16 protein-coding genes are annotated in these 19,865 nt (G+C 71.5%); 9 read left to right on the top strand and 7 right to left on the bottom strand.

The annotated features are described in order from the left end of the window. Positions 1–53: 53 nt before the first annotated feature. From IO39_RS05085 to IO39_RS05110, 6 genes are all read right to left on the bottom strand, one after another. Positions 54–1,079, bottom strand: a complete 1,026-nt coding sequence (locus IO39_RS05085; protein ID WP_052422452.1) for a dienelactone hydrolase family protein — start codon at positions 1,077–1,079, stop codon at positions 54–56. Next, positions 1,069–2,349: a Gfo/Idh/MocA family protein gene (locus IO39_RS05090; protein ID WP_043616588.1), complete on the bottom strand. Its 1,281-nt coding sequence runs from the start codon at positions 2,347–2,349 to the stop codon at positions 1,069–1,071. The genes IO39_RS05085 and IO39_RS05090 overlap by 11 nt, the downstream gene beginning before the upstream one ends. A 20-nt stretch (positions 2,350–2,369) precedes the next feature. Continuing rightward, a complete protein-coding gene (locus IO39_RS05095) occupies positions 2,370–3,656 on the bottom strand; it encodes an extracellular solute-binding protein (RefSeq protein WP_043616591.1) in 1,287 nt (428 codons plus the stop codon). Positions 3,657–3,690: 34 nt separating this feature from the next. Next, positions 3,691–4,554 (bottom strand): carbohydrate ABC transporter permease, encoded by an 864-nt coding sequence (locus tag IO39_RS05100; protein WP_043616594.1) that lies wholly within the window; start codon positions 4,552–4,554, stop codon positions 3,691–3,693. Further along, positions 4,538–5,476, bottom strand: a complete 939-nt coding sequence (locus tag IO39_RS05105) for a carbohydrate ABC transporter permease (protein ID WP_043616865.1) — start codon at positions 5,474–5,476, stop codon at positions 4,538–4,540. The genes IO39_RS05100 and IO39_RS05105 overlap by 17 nt, the downstream gene beginning before the upstream one ends. 223 nt (positions 5,477–5,699) lie before the next feature. After that, positions 5,700–6,653 carry a LacI family DNA-binding transcriptional regulator gene (locus IO39_RS05110; protein WP_211266890.1) on the bottom strand — a complete coding sequence of 318 codons (954 nt, stop codon included), beginning with the start codon at positions 6,651–6,653 and terminating at the stop codon, positions 5,700–5,702. Between the two features lie 192 nt (positions 6,654–6,845). Here IO39_RS05110 and IO39_RS05115 point away from each other — a divergent pair, with 192 nt between their 5' ends. The 4 genes from IO39_RS05115 (at position 6,846) to IO39_RS05130 (ending at position 11,751) form a co-directional block, all read left to right on the top strand. After that, positions 6,846–7,742 carry an NAD-dependent epimerase/dehydratase family protein gene (locus IO39_RS05115; protein ID WP_043616597.1) on the top strand — a complete coding sequence of 299 codons (897 nt, stop codon included), beginning with the start codon at positions 6,846–6,848 and terminating at the stop codon, positions 7,740–7,742. Further along, positions 7,739–8,611: a 5-dehydro-4-deoxyglucarate dehydratase gene (locus IO39_RS05120; protein WP_043616600.1), complete on the top strand. Its 873-nt coding sequence runs from the start codon at positions 7,739–7,741 to the stop codon at positions 8,609–8,611. Before IO39_RS05115 ends, IO39_RS05120 begins: the two co-directional genes overlap by 4 nt. Then, positions 8,608–9,660, top strand: a complete 1,053-nt coding sequence (locus IO39_RS05125; RefSeq protein WP_043616602.1) for a mandelate racemase/muconate lactonizing enzyme family protein — start codon at positions 8,608–8,610, stop codon at positions 9,658–9,660. The genes IO39_RS05120 and IO39_RS05125 overlap by 4 nt, the downstream gene beginning before the upstream one ends. 96 nt (positions 9,661–9,756) lie before the next feature. Next, entirely contained in the window at positions 9,757–11,751 is a 1,995-nt protein-coding gene (locus IO39_RS05130) for a DUF6807 family protein (protein WP_084772300.1), read from the top strand. Positions 11,752–11,764: 13 nt separating this feature from the next. Here the strand turns inward: IO39_RS05130 and IO39_RS50275 are convergent, their stop codons facing one another. Next, positions 11,765–12,490, bottom strand: coding sequence for a TetR family transcriptional regulator (locus IO39_RS50275; RefSeq protein ID WP_052422454.1), 726 nt, complete (start codon positions 12,488–12,490; stop codon positions 11,765–11,767). 108 nt (positions 12,491–12,598) lie between these two features. On the opposite strand from IO39_RS50275, the gene IO39_RS05140 reads away from it, so the two are divergent. The 5 genes from IO39_RS05140 to IO39_RS05160 all read left to right on the top strand — a co-directional run bounded on the left by IO39_RS05140 (position 12,599) and on the right by IO39_RS05160 (position 19,718). Next, positions 12,599–14,221, top strand: a complete 1,623-nt coding sequence (locus tag IO39_RS05140) for an ABC transporter substrate-binding protein (RefSeq protein ID WP_084772270.1) — start codon at positions 12,599–12,601, stop codon at positions 14,219–14,221. Next, positions 14,218–15,156 (top strand): ABC transporter permease, encoded by a 939-nt coding sequence (locus IO39_RS05145; protein ID WP_043616612.1) that lies wholly within the window; start codon positions 14,218–14,220, stop codon positions 15,154–15,156. Before IO39_RS05140 ends, IO39_RS05145 begins: the two co-directional genes overlap by 4 nt. Continuing rightward, positions 15,149–17,158 carry a dipeptide/oligopeptide/nickel ABC transporter permease/ATP-binding protein gene (locus tag IO39_RS05150; protein WP_052422455.1) on the top strand — a complete coding sequence of 670 codons (2,010 nt, stop codon included), beginning with the start codon at positions 15,149–15,151 and terminating at the stop codon, positions 17,156–17,158. The genes IO39_RS05145 and IO39_RS05150 overlap by 8 nt, the downstream gene beginning before the upstream one ends. After that, positions 17,148–18,416, top strand: coding sequence for an ABC transporter ATP-binding protein (locus tag IO39_RS05155; protein WP_245641814.1), 1,269 nt, complete (start codon positions 17,148–17,150; stop codon positions 18,414–18,416). The genes IO39_RS05150 and IO39_RS05155 overlap by 11 nt, the downstream gene beginning before the upstream one ends. Before the next feature lie 78 nt (positions 18,417–18,494). Beyond that, complete coding sequence (locus tag IO39_RS05160) at positions 18,495–19,718, top strand: acyl-CoA dehydrogenase family protein (RefSeq protein ID WP_043616615.1); 1,224 nt, start codon at positions 18,495–18,497, stop codon at positions 19,716–19,718. Positions 19,719–19,865 lie beyond the last annotated feature (147 nt).

Below are 19,865 nucleotides of genomic sequence, written 5' to 3' on the forward strand. Positions count from 1 at the left end.
CGCCCGTGGCAGGAACGGGCGGCGGCCGGCCCTGGTGACCGATCGGCCCGGGGTCAGCTCTTGAGGTGGGCCGCGAGCCAGTCGAAGGCCCGCTCCTGCCCCGGCACGTCGAAGCTGTGCGGCACGTCGGCGAAGACCGCCTCGTAGCCGCCGGGCGCGTCGCGGTACCGCTCGCCGATGATGGCGTGCGCGCGGCGCATGCCCGCCTCGGGGAAGAGCTCGTCGCGGAGGGCGTACTGGACCATGAGCGGCGCGGGCGCGCGGGCGGCCACCAGGTCCGGGTAGTCGCCCAGGCGGGGCAGGCCGGGGGGCCACAGCATCCAGGTGTGCCGCTCGACGTGCCCGCCGAGCATGTCGCGGAAGGAGGAGGCCATGGCGGCGACCACGACCGCGTCGATCCGCGGGTCGAACGCGCCGAGCAGCGCGGCCCGCAGGCCCCCGCCCGACAGGCCCGCGCAGCCGACCGCGCCCACGTCGGGGCGCGAGCGCAGGTAGGCCGCCGCCGCCAGGTCCTCGCCCGCGACGACGCCGGCGAACGACGTGCCCAGCGCGGCGCAGTGCTTGGCGACCACGTGCTCGTGCGGTCCGGCCGCCGCGTCGTACTCCTCCGGCTCCTCGGACCCGAGCGGGAAGCGGCGGCTGCCCCACACGAACACGTCGTGCGCCAGCACCGCGAACCCCCGCCGGGCCAGCGCGTTGGCGAAGGCCCGGCCGCCGTAGAGCGCCTCGCGCAGCCGCCGCACCTCGGGCGACGGCGGCTCGGGCCCGTCGGCGATCTTCTCCTTGCCGACGTGCTTCACGCCCCCGTGGCAGTGCAGCGCCACCACCCCGGGCAGCGGCCCGTCCGCGTCACGGGGTCTGAGCAGGTACGCCCGCGTCCGCGGCCCGAACCCCACCGACCACGACAGCTCCTCGCCGTGCAGGTCGCCGTCGGTCCAGGCGCGCTCGACGCGCACGTCGGAGGCCACGAGGTCGAGCACCCCGATGGCCTCCCGCGCCGCCACCCGCAGCTCGGGCCCCGGCAGCGCCGGATAGAGCCCGAACTGCGCCGTGGCGATCCGCGACAGCTCAGCGAACACGCGTGCCGTCGTCGGCGAGGTGCACGGGCTGCCCGGTGCGCGCGGAGACGTTGGCCGCGTGCCCGGTCAGCACGCTGCGGATGCCGTCGCGGTAGCCGGCCTGCCGGGCCAGCGGGTCGTCGCCGGGGCCGCGGAAGACGTCGTCGAGCAGCAGCTTGTCGCCGCCGCCATGGCCGCCCGCCCCCGACTCGATGGGCACCTCCTCCGGCTCGCTCCAGTGCCGGCGCAGCGTGAGCCGCTCCCAGGAGCCGGCGGCGTGCTCCTTGGAGCTCGCGCTGGGGTCGATGGCGGCGTGCGGCGAGGTCCACTCGCGCTCCACCACGTCCAGCTCCAGCCGCCCGGCGGTGCCGTTGAAGGCCACCCGGTAGCCCTCCCAGGGGGCGTGGGCGTGCAGCGAGTACGTCATCACCGCGCGGTTGGCGTAGCGCACCATGACCGACATGTTGTCGTCGATGGTGATGCCCTCGCCGAAGACGTCCTGGTCGCGCAGGTAGCCGTCCTCGTGCTCGGCGTCCAGGTAGAGCCGCTTGAGCCGCTCGTCCTTGGCGATGTCGAGCAGGAACGGGTCGGTGCCCAGCCCGGGAGCGCCGTGGGCGCGCTCGGGCCGGTCGGTCAGGCCGCGCCGCGCGGCGTTCTCGGCGCCGTAGAACCGCAGGTCGGTCTGGGCGAAGACGAGCTCGGGCGCCGACTGGAGCCACCAGTTGACCAGGTCGAAGTGGTGGGTGGACTTGTGCACGAGCAGCCCGCCGGAGCTGGCCCGGTCGCGGTGCCAGCGGCGGAAGTAGTCGGCGCCGTGGATCGTGTCGAGCGTCCACTCGAAGTGCACCGAGGTGACCTCGCCGATCGCGCCCTCCTGGAGGAGGCGGCGGACGGCGGAGTTGCGCGGCGAGTACCGGTAGTTGAAGGTGACGATCAGCTTGCCGGTGCTGCGCTCGGCCGCGGCGGCGATGGCCGCGCAGCCGTCGGCGTCGATCGTGAGGGGCTTCTCCACGATGACGTCGCGCCCCGCGTCGAGCGCCGCGCACACGTACCGGGCGTGCGTGGCGTCGACGGTGGTGACGATGACCGCGTCGGCGAGCTCGAGCACCTTGTCGAACTCCTCGGCGGCGAAACACGGCACCTCCCGGCCGATCCGCTCGGCGTAGTAGGCCATGCGGGTCCGGTTGGTGTCGCACAGGGCGACGATGGTGCCGGCGTCGCGCCACTCCCCGAGCAGCGCGTCGACGTACATCTGCGCGCGGTGCCCGAGCCCGACGAACGCGTACTTCATGTCTCTCCTTTTCCGCGGGGTCAGCCCGCGAGCGCGGCGTTGGCCTCGGTCAGGAACTTCTGGGCGGCGTCATCGGGGGTCATGCGACCGAAGATGATCTCCTCGGTGTAGCGCTTGAGCATGTCCTCCATGGCGCTGGCGCCCTTCGGCGGCGCGGTGACCGGGTCACCCAGCTCGCCCTTGATGCTGTCCATGAAGGTCAGCACCTTCTGGTCGGCCGGGGGCAGCTTGTCCTTGACCGCCGCCAGCACCTTGGAGCTGGCCGGGATGCCGCGGTCGCTGAGGATGATGCCGCCCGCCTCCGGGTCGTTGATCATGAAGTCGATGAACTTGGCCGCCTCGGCGGGGTGCTCGCTCTTGGAGGAGGCGGTGTAGAACATCGCGGGCTGCAGGAACATGCCGCCGGAGGCGGCGTCCGGCGTCTTGGGCAGGCGCAGCAGGTCCAGCTCCGCGCCCGCCGCCTTGCTGGCGGCGCCGAGCTGGTTGCTCCACCACATGCCGGAGGCGCCGGTGTTGGTGGCCAGCAGCGACTGGTCCACGCTGTTCGCGCCGACCTCGGCGGTCTTGGCGGCGTCGGGGCTGCCCTTGACCTTGATCATGTTCTGCATGATGGCCCACCAGTCCTTGAGGGTCTGGGGGGAGACGCCGAGCTTGTTGCCCTGGTACAGCTTCTCGCCGCGCTGGGTGGCGTAGATCTCCAGGAAGCCCGGGTTCCAGCTGAGCTGGGTGCCGTAGACGGAGCCGCCGCTGCCCTCGGTGATCTTGCCGGCCCACTCGACGTACTCGTCCCAGGTCCACTTGGTGTCGTCCGGCATCTTGGCCTTGGACTTCTCGACCAGCGACGGGTTGACGACCAGGGGGAAGACGTTGGCGCCGGTCGGGATGGCGTACTGCTTGCCGTCCACCGAGCCGCTGCCCAGCAGCTTGGCGTCGATGTCGCCCGTCGTGACCTTGCCCGTCAGGTCGGCCAGCGTGCCGCGGTCGGCGTACTCGCGCAGGCCGCGGATCTCGATGGTGATGACGTCGGGGGCGTCGCTGGCGGCGACCTTGGTGGACAGCGTCTCGTAGTAGCTGGCGAAGTCGGAGAACTCGCCCTCGACGTCGATCGTCGGGTTCTTGGCCTCGAACTTCTTGATGGCCTCTTCGGTCATCTTCTGCCGGGCGTCGCTGCCCCAGTAGGAGAAGCGCAGCTTGATCTTGTCGCCGGCGCCTCCCGCGTCGCCGCCGCCGCTGCCGCACGCCGCGGTGACCGCCAGCACAGCGGTGGCGAGCAGGGCCGCCGACCACGTCTTCTTGACAGAGCTCACGGCTCTACCTCCTGTGAATGTTGGGGGGTGAGGATCACTTCAGGCCCGTGGTGGCCACACCACGGATGAGATACTTCTGACCGGCCACGAAGAAGCCGAAGATCGGCCCGAGGGCGAGGATCGACATGGCGAACATCGGGCCCCAGGACGAGTCGCTGCTGGCGTCGAGGAACGTGCGGAGGGCGACCGGGGCGGTGAAGTTATCCGGGTTGTTGAGATACAGGAGCTGACTGAGGAAGTCGTTCCAGGTCCAGATGAACGTGAAGATCGCCGTGGTCGCGAGCGCCGGCAGGCACAGCGGGATGATGACGCGGATGAAGGTCCTCCAGTACCCTGCGCCGTCGATCTCGGCGGCCTCGTCCAGTTCTCTGGGAAGAGTACGGATGAACTGCACCATGAGGAAGATGAAGAACGCGTCCGTGGCCAGGATCTTGGGCAGCACCAGCGGCCAGATCGTGTTGATCAGGTCGAGCTTGGAGAACATGATGTACTGCGGCACGATCAGCACGTGGTGCGGCAGCATGATGCCGCCCAGCATGAGCGTGAACCACAGCTTCTTCAGCGGGAAGTTCAGCCGCGCGAAGGCGTAGGCGGCCAGCGAGCAGGCCACCAGGTTGGCCACCACCGAGATGATCGTGATCACCGCGGAGTTCCACAGGTAGTAGCCGAAGGGGTGCTTCAGCGCGGTCCACCCCTCGGTGTAGTTCTCCAGCGTGATCTCGCTGGGCCACAGTCCGGGCTGGCGGAAGATCAGCTCCTCCGGCTTGAGCGAGCTCGAGATCATCCACAGCAGCGGATAGAGCATGACCAGACCGAAGCCCACCAGCAGGATGTGCTTGGTGATCCGGCCGCCCTTGAGGGGCCGGAACAGGAACATCGGCCTACTTTTCGTCGCCATAGAAGACCCAATACTTGGACGCGAGGAAGTTCACCCCGGTCAGGCCGGCAATGATGAGCAGCAGGACCCAGGCCATCGCGGCGGCATAGCCCATGTCGAAGTGCTTGAAGCCCGAGAGGTACAGGTAGAGCGTGTTGAACATCGTGGCGTCGGCGGGGCCGCCCGTGCCGTTGCTGACGATGAACGACTGCGTGAACGACTGGAACGACTTGATGATCTCCAGCACGAGGTTGAAGAAGATGATCGGCGTCAGCAGCGGCAGCGTGATCGAGCGGAACTGCCGGAACTTGCCGGCGCCGTCCACCGACGCGGCCTCGTAGTAGCTGCTGGGGATCTGCCTGAGCCCGGCCAGGAAGATGATCATCGGGGCGCCGAACGTCCAGACGTGCAGGATGATCAGGGTGCCCAGGGCGGTGTCCGGGTCGCTGACCCAGCCGGTCCCCTCGATCCCGAAGACCGACAGGAAGGCGTTCACCAGGCCGTCGGCGCCGAAGACCTTGCGCCACAGGATCGCGATCGCCACGCTGCCGCCCAGCAGGGAGGGCAGGTAGAAGATCGAGCGGTAGATGGTCAGGCCCCGCAGCCCCCGGTCCAGCACCAGGGCCAGCGCGAGCGCGAAGGCCAGCTGCAGCGGGACGGACACGACCACGTAGATCGTCGTCACCTTCAGCGAGTTCAGGTAACGGGGGTCCTCGGTGAACATCTTGACGTAGTTGTCGAGCCCGACCCACGTGGCCTCTTCGAGGAGGTTGTAGTCGGTGAACGACAGGTACAAGGAGGCGATGATCGGGCCGATCGTGATGACGAGCAGGCCGACGAACCATGGGGCCAGGAAGAGATAGGCCGCCCGCGCCTCCCGGCGGGACCGTTTCGTGGAGCGGTAGTGGCCTGCGGGCTGGGGGGCCGCGCTGCTGAGGTTCACCGCCACCGTGCCACCGAAACTTCAGTCATCACGGACCTTCCGGCAAGGAGTGAATGGATAGCGCTTTCCTATAGCCGCCGGGAAAGTTACGTCAACCCTTTGCAGGCGTTACATAGCCGTTACCGATATATCGATGCAACGTTTTCCCAGGTGAGAGGCATGGTCACGCGATAAGTCAGATGAATTACGATCTGGTTTAGTACAACCGTTTGCAGGCGCGGAGTCATCGCCGGGCCGCGGTGGAGTCCCTGATGACCAGGCGCGTCTCCAGCGACGTGGTGGCGCTGACCTCCTGGATGAGCAGGTCCACCGCCAGCCTGCCGGCCGCGGCCGTCGGCATGGCGACCGTGGTGAGTTTGGGCCGGTTGAGCCGTCCCGGCACGATATCGTCGATCCCCACCACGCTGACGTCCTCCGGCACGCTCAGCCCGAGATCGCCCAGCCCCTCGATGAGCCCGATGGCCACCAGGTCGTTGTAGGCGAGCACGCCGGTCGCCCCTAAGTCGCGCACCCGGGCCGCCGCGGCGAACCCGCCGCGCTCGGTGGGCGCGTTGGGGCCGATCGCGACGAGCTCGACGCCCGGCACCTGCTCGGCCGCCGTGCGGATCTCGGCGCTCGTCCACGAGCCGGCGGGCCCCGACACGAGCGCGACCCGGGTGTGCCCGAGCCCCGCCAGGTGCTCGACCGCCAGCCTGGCCCCGTGGCCGACGTCCATGAGCACGGTGGCCGCGCCGCGCAGCCGCCGGTTGATCACCACGAACGGCACCCGCTCGGCCAGCCGCTCCAGCACCTTGTTGGAGGAGCGCGGGCTGCACAGCACCACGCCGTCCACCTGCTTGGAGAAGGCCTGGATCAGCTCCTCCTCGGCGGCCGGCTCCTCGTCGGTGTCGGCCACGAACAGGTGGTAGTCGCGCTGCCTGGCCGCCGCGTGCGCGGCCTTGATCAGCGGCGGGAAGAACGGGTTGGCGATGTCGGCCACGATCAGCCCGAGGTTGTGGGTACGCCCGGTCGTGAGCGCCCTGGCCGCCCGGTTGGGCCGGTATCCCAGCTCCTCTGCCACCGTCAGCACCCTGGAGCGGGTGGCGGCGTTCACCATGTGCGGCGCGGAGAACGTCCTGGACACCGTCGAGACATGCACGCCGGAGGCCCTGGCCACATCACGAATCGTCACTGTCACAGTCGCTCACCCTAACGCAACCGCTTGCAGAGCCCATGCCGGAGATGAAAGCGCTTGCCGCACCACCAGGGCAGAGACGGAGTCGGGAAGCCCCAGCTAGACGCGTGGTAACGAAATCCCCTCTTGACGCCCTGCCCCTCGGGACACAAAGGTTTAGTGCAACTGTTTGCAGTCTTGAAGGAGCCCCATACGGTGAGCAGAGTCCTCGTCACCGGAAGCGCAGGACGCCTCGGCCGCAGCGTGGTCAGCACGCTCGCGGCGGCCGGGCACGAGGTCATCGGCGTTGACCGCGCCCCCGGAACCCCGCAGGAGGCCGCCGTCACCCTGCCCGCCGACCTCACCGACACCGGTGAGACGTTCGAGGTCCTGGCCAGGTTCAGGCCCGAGTCGGTGATCCATCTGGCCGCGATCGCCACCCCGTTCAGCTTCCCGGAATCAGTGATCTTCAAGGTCAACACGCAGCTCGCGTTCAACGTGTGCGAGGCGGCCGTGGCGCTCGGCGTCGGCGGCGTCGTGGTGGCCAGCAGCCCGACCGTCATGGGATACGGCGCGCCCGGCGGCTGGACGCCGTCGTACCTGCCGATCGACGAGGAGCACCCGGTCCGGCCCTGGAACGCCTACAACCTGTCCAAGGTGACGGCCGAGCAGACGATGAAGGCGTTCGCCGCGGCCGGCGCCGCGACGCGGTTCGCCGCCGTCCGGCCGTGCTTCGTGATCCCGCCCGAGGAGTGGGCCGGCGCGCCCACGCAGTCGGGCCACACCGTGCGCGAGCGCCTCGACCGGCCCGAGCTGGGCGGGGTGTCGCTGTTCAACTACATCGACTCCCGCGACGCCGCCGAGATGATCGCCGTGCTCGCCGAGGCGCTGCCCGAGCTGCCCAACGGCGAGGTGTTCTTCGCCGGCGCGGCCGACGCGCTGGCCCGCAAGCCGCTGGCCGACCTGCTGCCCCAGGTCGTGCCCGGCACCGAGGCGCTCGCCTCGGGGCTCACCGGCACCAGCCCGGCGTTCTCCACCGAAAAGGCCGGGCGGCTGCTCGGCTGGCAGCCCAGGCGTAGCTGGCGCGACGAACTCAAGGATGTAGCCGAATGAACCTCAGCGGTGTGCTGTTCTTCCCCGTGACCCCCTTCGACGCCGGCGGCGCGCTCGACGAGCGCCTGCTGGCCGAGCACATCCGGCGCGGCATGGAGCACGGCCCCGGCGGCGTCTTCGTGGCGTGCGGCACCGGCGAGTTCTCCGCCCTGTCGGAGGCCGAGCACGCGCGGTCGGTGCGGGTGGCGGCCGAGGCCGTGGCCGGCCGGGTGCCGCTGTTCGCGGGCGCGGGCGGGCCGCTGGGCGCGGCGCTGAGCCAGGCGCGGGCCGCTCGTGATGCGGGGGCCGACGGGCTGCTGCTCATGCCGCCCTACCTGGCGCAGGGTCCGGGGCACGGCTTCGCGGCCTACGTCCGGGCGGTGGCCGAGGTGCTGCCAGTGATCATCTACCAGCGCGGCTCCGTGGTGCTCGAACCCGAGGCCGTGGTGGAGCTGGCGGGCATCCCGGGGGTGATCGGGCTCAAGGACGGCCTCGGCGACATCGACCGCATGCAGCGGACCGTGCTCGCCGTGCGCGAGACGCACCCGGACTTCCTGTTCTTCAACGGGCTGCCGACGGCCGAGCTGACCATGCCCGCCTACCGGGGCATCGGCGTGGAGCTCTACTCCAGCGCGGTGTTCGCGTTCGCGCCGGAGATCGCGCTGGCCTACCTGAACGGCGACGAGCGGCTGCTGACCGAGTTCTACGCCCCGCTCGTCCGCCTGCGCGGCAAGGTCCCCGGCTACCCGGTCGCGCTGGTCAAGGCCGGCGTCCGGCTGCGCGGGCTCGACGTGGGCACCGTCCGGCCGCCGCTGGTGGAGGTGACCGGCGAGCACCTCGCCGAGCTGGAGGCGCTGATCAAGACCGGTCTCGACCTGGTGGTGTCATGACGATCGCGGACCTGCGCACCGAGCTGCGCACGGCCCCGCTGCCGCGGCCCTGGGGCGCGGACGTGCCGGACAACCACGTGATCGTCACGCACGTCACGCTCAAGGACGGCCGCACCGGCACCGGGTTCTCCTGGACGCCGCAGATCGGCGCGCACGCCGTCAAGGCGCTGCTCGACCACGACCTGCGCGAGGCGCTGATCGGCCTGCCCGCGCACCCCGAGGTGGTGTGGGACCGGCTCTGGCGGCACCTGCGCGAGGCCGGCCCCGGCGGGATCACCACGATCGCGTTGGCCGGCGTCGATCTGGCGCTGTGGGACCTGCGCTGCGGTGACGAGGCGCTGCCCGACGTGCTGGGCCGGCGGCGCGACGAGGTGCCGGTCTACGGCAGCGGCGTCAACCTGCACTACCCGCTCGACGAGCTGGTGGCGCAGGCCGGGCGCTGGGTGGCGGCCGGCTACTGGGGCGTCAAGATCAAGGTGGGCCGCCCGGACCTGGCCGAGGACGTCGCCCGCGTGGCGGCCGTCCGCGAGGTGATCGGCCCCGACCGGCTGCTGATGATCGACGCCAACCAGCGCTGGGACCTGCACAGGGCCCGCCGGGCGCTGGCCGCGCTGCGCGAGTTCGACCTCCACTGGATCGAGGAGCCGCTGCCGGCCGACGACGTGGCCGCGCACGTGGAGCTGCGCCGCTCCGTCGACGTGCCGGTCGCGGTGGGCGAGAACGTCTACACCACCTACGGCTTCCGCGACCTGCTGGCGGCCGGGGCGTGCGACATCGTGCAGCCGAACGTGGTGCGGGTGGGCGGCATCACGCCGTTCCTGCGGATCGCGGAGCTGGCCAGGACGTACGGCGTGCCGGTCTACCCGCACCTGCTGGGCGAGGTGTCGGGGCAGCTCGCCCTGTGCCTGCCGCAGCCGGTCATGGCCGAGGACGTGGAGGACGCCTCCTTCGCCCGGCTGGGCCTGCTGGCGGAGCCGTATCCCGTGGAGGTGTCGGACGGCGTGCTGCGCGCGGGCGGGCACGCCGGACTCGGGCTGAGGTGGTCGTGATGACGCCGATGCCCGGCGGGGAGAGGCCGTGAGGACGCCGGTGTCCGGCGGGGAGGGGTCGTGATGGCGCCGGACTTCGGCGGGAAGGGGGGCGCGATGGCGCCGGTGAAGGTCGTGCTGGCGGGGGCCACCGGGCACGGGCGGCACCACCTGGAGCACCTGCGTGACCTGGCCGGGCGGGGCGTGGTCGAGCTGGCCGGGATCTGCGACCTGCGGCCGGTCGAGGTGGACTTCTGCGCGCCGCCGCAGTCGCCCGACCTCGGCGAGCTGGTCGCCAAGACCGGCGCGGAGATCACGATCGTCTGCACGCCGATCAACACGCACGCCGATCTCGCGATCGCGGCGCTGCGCGCCGGCTCGCACGTGCTGCTGGAGAAGCCGCCCGCGCCCAGCCCGGACGAGCAGCGCCGGATCGCCGCCGCGGTGGCCGAGACCGGGCTGGCCTGCCAGGTCGGCTTCCAGTCGCTCGGCTCGGCGGCCATCCCCGCGCTGCGCGACCTGATCGCGCGCGGCCGGCTCGGCCGGGTGCGCGGCATCGGCGGCTGGGGCGCCTGGCACCGCCCGTCGGCCTACTTCACCCGCGCCCGCTGGGCGGGCCGGCGCCGGCTGGACGGCGTGGACGTGATGGACGGCGCGCTGACCAACCCGTTCGCGCACGCCATCGCCACCGCGCTGGCCCTGGCCGACGGCCCGATCGAGGAGATCGAGACCGAGCTGTTCCACGCCCACCCGATCGAGTCCGACGACACCTCGTGCGTGCGCGTCCGGCTGGCGGACGGGTTCACGATCACCATGGCGGCCACCTTGTGCGCGCCCTACGATCCGCCCCGGCCGGTGCCCGGCGGTGTCGTGCGCGGCGAGGGGCACCTGGTCGTGGAGGGTGACGCGGGGCGGGCGACGCTGACGTACACGCACGACCGGCTCAAGGTGGAGCTGCCCGACGGCTCGGTCACGACGACCGTGCACGATCGGGTGGACCTGCTGGAGAACCTCATCGACCACGTGCGCACGGGCGCGGACCTGCTGGTGCCGCTCTCCGCCACCGACCGCTTCACGCAGGTCCTGGACGCGATCCGGCTGGCCCCCGACCCGACGCCGATCCCCGCGCGGCACCAGAGCGTGGAGCGGAACGCCGCGGGCGAGGTCGTGGCCCGCGTGCTGCCCGGCGTGGCCGACCTGGTCCGGCGCAGCGCCCGCGAGCTGGCGCTCTTCTCGGAGCTGGACGTGCCGTGGACGCGGGTGGAGCTGCTGGTCGGGGAGCGGCCGGTGGCCTCCTACGAGACGCGGCCCGACCTGCCCGCCACCGACTCGCCCCGCCCCTACCTGTACGGGGTGCGCACGCTCGGCGGCGTCGAGGTGACCGAGGTGCGCCCGGAGGACCACGTGCACCACCTGGGCGCGGGGGTGGCCATCTCCGACCTGGGCGGCGTGAACTTCTGGGGCGGCCGCACGTACGTCAAGGACCGGGGCCCGACCTGGCTGGACGACCACGGCACGCAGCGGCACGTGGCCTTCTCCCGGCTGGACGACGGCGGCTTCACCGAGCACCTGGAGTGGCTCGGGCCGGACGGCCGGCCGGTCGTGCGCGAGGAGCGCACGGTGGCCGCGCGCCCGGTGGTCGTGCGCGAGGAGCGCACGGTGGCCGCGCGCCCGGTGGGGGCGGCCTGGGCGCTGGACTTCGCGTTCACGCTCACCAACCTGACCGGCGCGCCGCTGGAGATCAACAGCTCGGCCACCAAGGGCCGGGCGGGCGCCGGGTACGGCGGCTTCTTCTGGCGCGCCCCCGGCACCTCGACCGCCCGGGAGACGCTGCCGGGGGACGAGGCGTCCGTGCACGGCGGCACGGACCCGTGGGTGGCCATGTCGGGCACCACGCCGGAGGGCCGGGACTGGACCCTGGTCTTCGTGCAGGCCGACGGCGACCCGTGGTTCGTGCGGGTGGCGGAGTATCCGGGGGTGGGCCAGGCGCTGGCCTGGGACCGCCCGCTCACCTTCGAGACCACGCTGACCAGGCGGGTCGTCACGATCGTGGCCGACGGCCGCCTGACGGAGCCCGAGATCGCCGCCCTGGTGTCCGCCGCCGGCCTCTGAGCCGGCGCCGGGTTCACGCCGATCCGGGGCCCTCGGCCGGGCCGGCGGCCTGGTCGGCGGCCTGGTCGGCGGCTTGGTCGGCGGCTTGGTCGGCGGCCGGGCCGGGTTTGGCCGAGGTGGCCTTGAGCCATCGCAGCGCGCCCCTGGACAGGGCCGTCAGGATGTCGGCGGCCTCGTCCAGGTCGGGGTAGCGCCCCTCCAGGTGGCCCATCGCCAGCGCGTTGGTGGCCGCGTTGATCCCGTCGGCGATCATCTCCAGCCGCCGCCTGTCGCGCTCGTCGTCGGCCGTGTAGCCGAGGGCGGCCAGGTCGGCGGCGTGGTGCTCGCGATAGGCCGCCGCCGACTCCGTGGCGAAGCCGCGCAGCGAGGAGGAGGGGTCGTGCCGCGCCCTGAGCTGGATGCGCAGCAGCTCGGGATGGCGGCAGATGGACTCCAGCGGGATGCGGAACGTCTCGCGGTGCAGGTCGAGGTCGCCTGGAGACTCGCGGGCGCGCCGCCGCGCCTCGCGCATCGACGCGCGCAGCCGCGCGCCGCCCTCCTCGGCCAGCACCAGCAGCAGCTCCTGCATGTCCTTGAAGTGCACGTAGAAGCTGGACTGCGCGATGCCGGCGGCCTTGGCGACCTTGACCGTGCTCAGCCCCGCCTCGCCCTCCTCGTCCAGGATCGCCAGAGCGGCGCGGATGAGCTTGCGCCTGGTCAGGTCTTTGGCCTCGCTCCTGGTGAGCGGCGTGCTCGTCATCGATCCCCTCCCTCCCGGTAACGATTGTCCCGGAGGTCTTGTGCGCAATTTCACCGATAGTACTATCGGTGAAATTGCTCTCGGGGGATCAGCCGGGAGGAGGCGTGGATGAAACGCTGGAGGACGCCGGCCACACTGTTGCTGGCCTCGACGGTGCTGCTGGCATGCAGCGGCCAGCGGCCGGTCGCCGCACCTGAGCAGCCCGGTCCGGCCGCGACGGGGCCGGCCCAGGGCGGCCGCCTGGTCTACGCGCTCAGCGCGGACGCCAACGGGTTCAACCCGATCACCGACCAGTTCGCGGCGCAGAGCTACAGCATGGCGGGCACGATCATCGAGCCGCTGGTGAGCGTGGACGCCGGCGGCGCCTGGAAGCCGTACCTGGCCGCGTCGCTCACCCCGAACAAGAAGTACGACGAATGGACGATCAAGGTCAGGCCGGGTGTCTCCTTCTCCGACGGCATCTCCCTGACCGGTGACATCGTCAAGGCCAACCTCGAGGCCCAGAAGAAGTCCCCGCTGACGGCGGCGGCCATGACGCCGATCAAGTCGTTCGAGCTGGCCGACCCGATGACGGTCAAGGTCGTGCTGCACCACCCCTGGGTGGCCTTCCCCTACCTGCTGGCCGTGCAGACCGGCATGATCGTCCCGCCGGCCTCGCTCAACGACCCCAAGGCGGCCAGCCTCAAGCCGGTCGGCACGGGGCCGTTCGTCTTCAAGGAGTACGTGCCGGACAACCGCATGGTCGTCACCCGCAACCCCCGCTACTGGCGGGCGGGGCTGCCGTACCTGGACGAGGTGGAGTTCCGCATCCTGCCCGACAGCCAGACCCGGGCCCAGACCCTCGAAGCGGGCGGCGTGGACGCCGTCGGCACCTCCCGCGACGAGGACCTGACCAAGTTCGGCGCCATGAAGGACCGGTACACGGTGCACCGCGCGAGCGGCATGGCCGTGGCCGAGTACATGTTCCTGCTCAACACCGCCGTCGCCCCGCTCGACGACGTACGCGTGCGCCGCGCCCTGGCGCACGCCATGGACCGCGAGACCGTCATCAAGACCCTGCGCGGCGGCCTGACCCAGCCGGCCGACGGCCCCTGGTCCAAGGACTCCCCCTGGTACGCCCCCGGCGGCTACCCCGGCTACGACCTGGCCAGGGCCACCGCCCTGGTCAAGGAGGTGGAGGCGGAGAAGGGCCCGATCCGCTTCGAGCTGATCTCCACCCCCGACCCCAACACCATGCAGGGCGTCGAGCTGGCCCAGGACATGTGGCGCAAGGCCGGCATCGAGGTGTCGATCAAGCAGGCCGACCAGGCCGACCTGATCAACCGCGCCATCACCGGCAACTTCTCGGCCACCGTCTGGACGCAGTTCTCCTCCCAGGACCCCGACGGCGAGTACGTCTGGATGCACCAGGCCTACGCCAAGCCCGTCGGCGCCGTCTCGCTCAACATGACCAGGCTCAAGGACGAGAAGCTGAGCGCCGCCCTGGACGCGGGCCGGATGAGCCCGGACCAGGCCACCCGCAAGCAGGCGTACGCCACCGTGCAGCAGCGCCTGCGCGACCAGGTGCCGTACGTGTTCATCGACCACCTCGACACCGGCGCCATCGTGGCCAGGACCAAGGTGCGCGGCATCGGCGAGCACGTGCTGCCCGACGGCGAGAAGGGGCTGCCGCTGACCGGGTCGCCCATCCCGTACCACCCGTTCGGCCAGCTCTGGGTCAGCGAGCGGTGATCGTCGTCCACCGGCTGGCCCGGCTCCTGGTGGTGCTGGTCGTGGTGACCTTCCTCTCCTTCGTCCTGCTCAACCTGCTGCCCGGCGACCCGGTCACGCAGATCCTGGGCCTGTCGGCGACCGAGGAGGCCCGCGCGCAGCTCCGCCGGGAGCTCGGCCTGGACCAGCCGCTGCTGGTGCGCTATCTCGACTGGCTGGGCGGCCTGGCCACCGGCGACTTCGGCACCTCGTACATCACGAGGATGCCCGTCGGCGCCGAGCTGGCCGAGCGGCTGCCCGTCACGCTGGAGCTGCTCATCGCCGCGCAGCTCATCGCGCTCGGGCTGGCGGTGCCGGTGGGCGTGGCCGCCGCCCGGCGCGCCGGCCGCGCCCTGGACCAGGCGCTCACCGCGCTCAGCTTCGCGCTGCTGTCCACGCCCGTGTTCGTGCTGGGCGTGGTGCTGATCCTGCTCTTCGCGGTCACCTGGCAGGTGGTGCCCGCGACCGGCTGGACCCCCATCACGCTCGATCTCGGCTGGAACCTCACCTCGGTGATCCTGCCCGCCGTCACGCTGGGCTGCGGCCAGTTCGCGGTGTACGCGCGGCTGCTGCGCACCGACCTGATCGCCACCCTGCAAGAGGACTACATCACGCTGGCCCGCGCCCGGGGCCTGTCGCCGCGCCGCATCCTGTGGCGGCACGCGCTGCGCCCCTCCGCGATCACGCTGATCACCGCCATCGGCCTCAACCTGGGCGCGCTCATCGGCGGCACGGTGATCATCGAGACCCTCTTCGGCCTGCCCGGCATCGGGCGGCTCATCGTCGACTCCATCTTTTCCCGCGACTACCTGACGGTTCAGGGAGGCGTCGTGCTGATCTCGGTCGGCTACGTGGTGGTCAACTTCGCGGTGGACCTGGTGTACGCCGCCGTCGATCCGCGGATCCGGCGTGCGTAGGCGGCTCGGGCTCGGCTTCTGGCTGGCCGCCAGCTGGATCGGGCTGGTGCTGCTCGCCGCGCTGCTGGCCGACCTGCTGCCCTTCCCCCGCTACGACGAGACGCTCGCGGGCCCGCCGCAGTCGGGGCCCAGCGCCGCGCACCCGTTGGGCACCGACGGCCTCGGCCGCGACGTGCTCAGCAGGGTCGTGTACGGCGCCCGCGTCTCCCTCGGCGTGGGCATCGGCGCCGTCCTGCTCGGCCTGGGCATCGGCGCCCCGCTCGGCATCCTGGCCGGCTACCGGCGCAAGGCCGCCGACGCGGTCATCATGGCCGTCAACGACGTGGCGCAGGCGTTCCCCGCGCTGGTGTTCGCGCTGGCCGTGGTCGCCTTCGCCGGGGCGAGCCTGCGCAACGTGCTGATCGTGCTGGGCGTGCTGGGCGTGCCCTCCTGGGTGCGCCTCATCAGGGGCGCGACCCTGACCTTCGCCGAGCGCGAGTTCGTGCTGGCCGCCCGCGTCCTGGGCACCCGCGACCGGCGCATCCTGTGGCGGGAGATCGTGCCGAACGTGGCCGTGCCCGCGGCCTCGTACGCGTTCATCGGGATGGCCGTGGTCGTGGTCGCCGAGGGCAGCCTGGCCTTCCTCGGCCTGTCCGTCCAGGCGCCCCAGCCGACCTGGGGCGGGCTGATCAACGAGGGCCGCACGCTCATGGAGACCGCGCCGCACGTGGTGCTGGCCCCCTCGGTCGTCATGTTCCTGACCGTGTTGTCGTTCAACCTGGTCGGCGACCGGCTGCGGGCCATGACGGACGTGCGGGAGAGCGGCCTGGAGCCCGTGCGCCCGGCCGCCGCCCCCGCCCTGCCCGCCGCCCCGCACCCCGTCCACGACGTCCTGCTCCAGGTGGAGGAGCTGCGCACCCACTTCACCACCCCGCGCGGCCTGGTCAAGGCCGTGGACGGGGTCTCCTTCACGCTGGAACGCGGAAAGACGCTCGCCATCGTCGGCGAGTCGGGGTCGGGCAAGTCGATGCTCATCCGCTCGATCCTGGGCCTGCTGCCGGGCACCTCCGTGCGCGGCGGCCACGTGTACCTGTCGGGCGACGACCTGACCGCCTACGGCCCCGCCGAGATGCGCTCCGTGCTCGGGCTCCGGCTCGGCACCGTGTTCCAGGACCCGATGACCGCGCTGAACCCGGTGCGCACGATCGGCGCCCAGGTGACCGAGCCGCTGCGGGTGCACCTGCGCATGGGCCGGCGGGAGGCCCGCGCGGAGGCCGTACGGCTGCTGGCCTCGGTCGGCATCCCCGATCCCGCGCGCATGCTGCGCCGCTACCCGCACCAGCTCTCGGGCGGGATGCGGCAGCGGGTGACGATCGCGATGGCGCTGTCGTGCCGGCCCGACGTGCTGTTCGCCGACGAGCCCACCACCGCGCTCGACGTCACCATCCAGGACCAGGTGCTGCGGCTGCTGCACCGGCTGCGCGAGGAGCGGGACATGGCCGTGGTGCTGGTCAGCCACGACCTGTCGGTGGTGGCCCGATGGGCGGACGAGGTGATCGTCATGTACGCCGGGAAGGTGGTGGAACGGGGGCCCGCGCGGGAGGTGTTCGCCCGGCCCCGGATGCCGTACACCGAGGCCCTGCTCCAGGCCGCGCCCCGCCTGACGGACCCGGTGCACCACCGCCTGCGCGTGATCCCCGGCCGCCCGCCGGACCTGGTGGACCTGCCGCCGGGGTGCCCGTTCCGGGCCCGGTGCCCGTACGCGCGGGACCGCTGCGCCACCGAGCCGCCCCCGCTCTTCGAGGACGGCCCCCAGCACCACCAGTACGCCTGCTGGTTCCCCCGCGACCCCGCCCCCGCGGAACCCGGAAGCACGAACGACACCGCGCACACCCGTGCGGACACCGGGAGCACGAGCGACACCACCCCCACCCGTCCTCGGCCCGAGAGCACGAGCGGTGGTGCCGGCCCTGAGACCGTCACGGGAGACGCAGCGTCAGGAGTTGAGAGCCGTGGCCGGTAGCGGTAGTGCGCACCTCCGACCCCGCGACGAGGTGCTGCTGCGGGTGGAGGATCTGGTCGTGGAGTTCCCGGCGGGCCGGGGGCGTACCGTGCGGGCGGTCTCCGGGGTGAGCTTCGACCTGGCGCGCGGCGAGACGCTGGGCATCGTCGGCGAGTCCGGCTGCGGCAAGTCGAGCGCCGCCCGGGCGCTCGTGCAGCTTCCGCCGCCCCGCTCGGGCTCGGTCCGGCTGGACGGCCTGGAGCTGACCGCGCTGCGCGGGGAGTCCCTGCGCAGGACCCGCCGCCGCCTCCAGATGATCTTCCAGGACCCCATCTCCTCGCTCAACCCCCGCCGCCGCGTCCGCGAGATCGTCGGCGAGGGCCCGCGCGTGTGGAACCTCCCCGGCGACCGGGTGGACGAGGTCCTGGAGGCGGTCGGCCTGGACCCGGCGACGGCGGCGGAACGGCGGCCGCACGAGTTCTCCGGCGGCCAGTGCCAGCGCATCTCGATCGCCAGGGCGCTGATCCTCGACCCGGAGGTGGTGATCTGCGACGAACCGGTGTCGGCCCTGGACGTGTCCGTGCAGGCCCAGATCCTCGGTCTGCTGGAGGATCTCAAGGCCCGTTACCGGCTCACGCTCGTCTTCATCGCCCACGACCTGGCCGTGGTGAAGAACGTCAGTGACCGCATCCTGGTGATGTACCTGGGCAAGGTGTGCGAGCTGGCGCCCAGCGAGGCGCTCATCAGCCGGCCGGCGCACCCGTACACGCGGGCCCTGATCGCCTCGATCCCGGGCGGCGGCCTCGACCTGCCCCCCGCCGACCAGTTGATCACCGGCGAGCCGCCCTCCCCCGTCGACCCGCCCACGGGCTGCCGCTTCCGCACCCGCTGCCCCCGGGCGGCGGCGCGCTGCGCGGCGGAGGAGCCCCTGATCAGGCAGATCGGCGAGGACCACTGGCTCGCCTGCCACTACCCCGCCCCTCCCCCATCCCCCACCGGCACCAGCACTCCCACCTTCACCACCACAGCTCCCAGCATCACCACCTCAACTCCCAGCATCACCACAGTTCCCGCATCACCACCTCAACCCCCACGCATCACCACCACAACCGCCATCGACGTCCAAGCCACCATCGACGTCACAGCCAACGCCACTCCCGGCAACGCCACTCCCGGTCAACGCCACTCCCGGCCAACGCCACTCCCGGCCACACCGAAGCCCCCTACACCCCACTTCCACCGTCACGTCCATGAGGGCCGGCGGTGGAGGTGGAGATGACACCACCGAACCCATCGGCGGCGAGCATGCGTGACCCACGCGTGACCGCCGCCGCTGCCAGCAAGGAGTAACGACAGCATGGCCATCGATTTCACCCTCGCCCCGGAGCACGAGGAGATCCGCAAGCGGGTCCGCGCCTTCATCCAGAACACCGTCATCCCCGCGATGGCGGACCTGAAGGAGGGCGACCGTGACGAGTACCTCCGCGCGATCTTCCACCTCCGCTCCCTCGCCAAGGCGGAGGGCCTGTGGCTGCCCCACATGCCGAAGGAATGGGGCGGCATGGGCCTGGGGCACGTGGAGCTGGCCATGGTGCAGTCGGAGGCGGCCAAGACCCGCATCGGCCCGTGGGTGCTCAACTGCCAGGCCCCGGACGAGGGCAACATGCACACCCTCCTGCACTGGGCGACCGACGAGCAGAAGGAGAAGTACCTCCGCCCGCTCCTCGACGGCCGGATGATGTCCTGTTTCGCCATGACCGAGCCGGAGGTGGCCGGTTCCGACCCGACGCTGATCCGCACCGAGGCGGTCAAGGACGGTGACGAGTGGATCATCAACGGTCACAAGTGGTTCATCTCCAACGCCCGCCGGGCGAACTTCGCCATCCTCATCGCCAGGACGGAGAAGGACGTGCCCGAGGGTTCACGGGGCGCGAACACCGCCTTCCTCGTGGACCTGCCCAACCCGGGCTGGAACGACGTACGCGAGGTGGAGACGATGCACGGCTCCACCGGACACAGCGAGATCGTCATCAAGGACCTGCGCGTCCCCGACAGCGCGATCCTCGGCGGCCGGGGCAACGGGCACCGGCTGGGACAATACCGGCTCGGCCCGGCCCGGCTCGCCCACTGCATGCGCTGGATCTCCCAGGCCGAGACGGCGCTGGACATGATGGTGGACCGCGCCCTCAACCGCTACAGCCACGGTTCCCTGCTGGCGGAGAAGCAGGGCATCCAGTGGATGATCGCCGACTCGGCCATGGAGTTGTACCAGTGCAAGCTGATGGTCCTGCACGCCGCCTCCAAGATCGACAAGGGTGAGGACTTCCGTACGGAGGTGTCGATGGCCAAGCATTTCGTGGCCAACAGCCTGAACCGCATCGTGGACCGCGCGATCCAGGTGCACGGGGCGCTCGGCTACTCGACGGACACGCCGCTGGCGCACATGTTCCAGCACGCCCGCTGGGCCCGCTTCGCCGACGGCGCTGACGAGATCCACCAGATGCGCATCGCCGAACGCACCATCGCCGCCTACCGCGCCACCGGCTCCACCAGCTCAGCCACCGGCGACCTCCCCCTGTAACCCACCCGGAGCCCGGCCAGGACGGGGCCCAGAAGCCCCCTCCCACCCGGGCTCCACCCGCACTTCCTCCCTCAATGCCCCTCCAAGGCTCGCCACCCGTTCCCCGAGTCACCACGAGCAGAACGCTCACCTGTACCGGACGGCCAC

Source organism: Nonomuraea candida (assembly GCF_000725485.1).
Lineage (GTDB): Bacteria > Actinomycetota > Actinomycetes > Streptosporangiales > Streptosporangiaceae > Nonomuraea > Nonomuraea candida.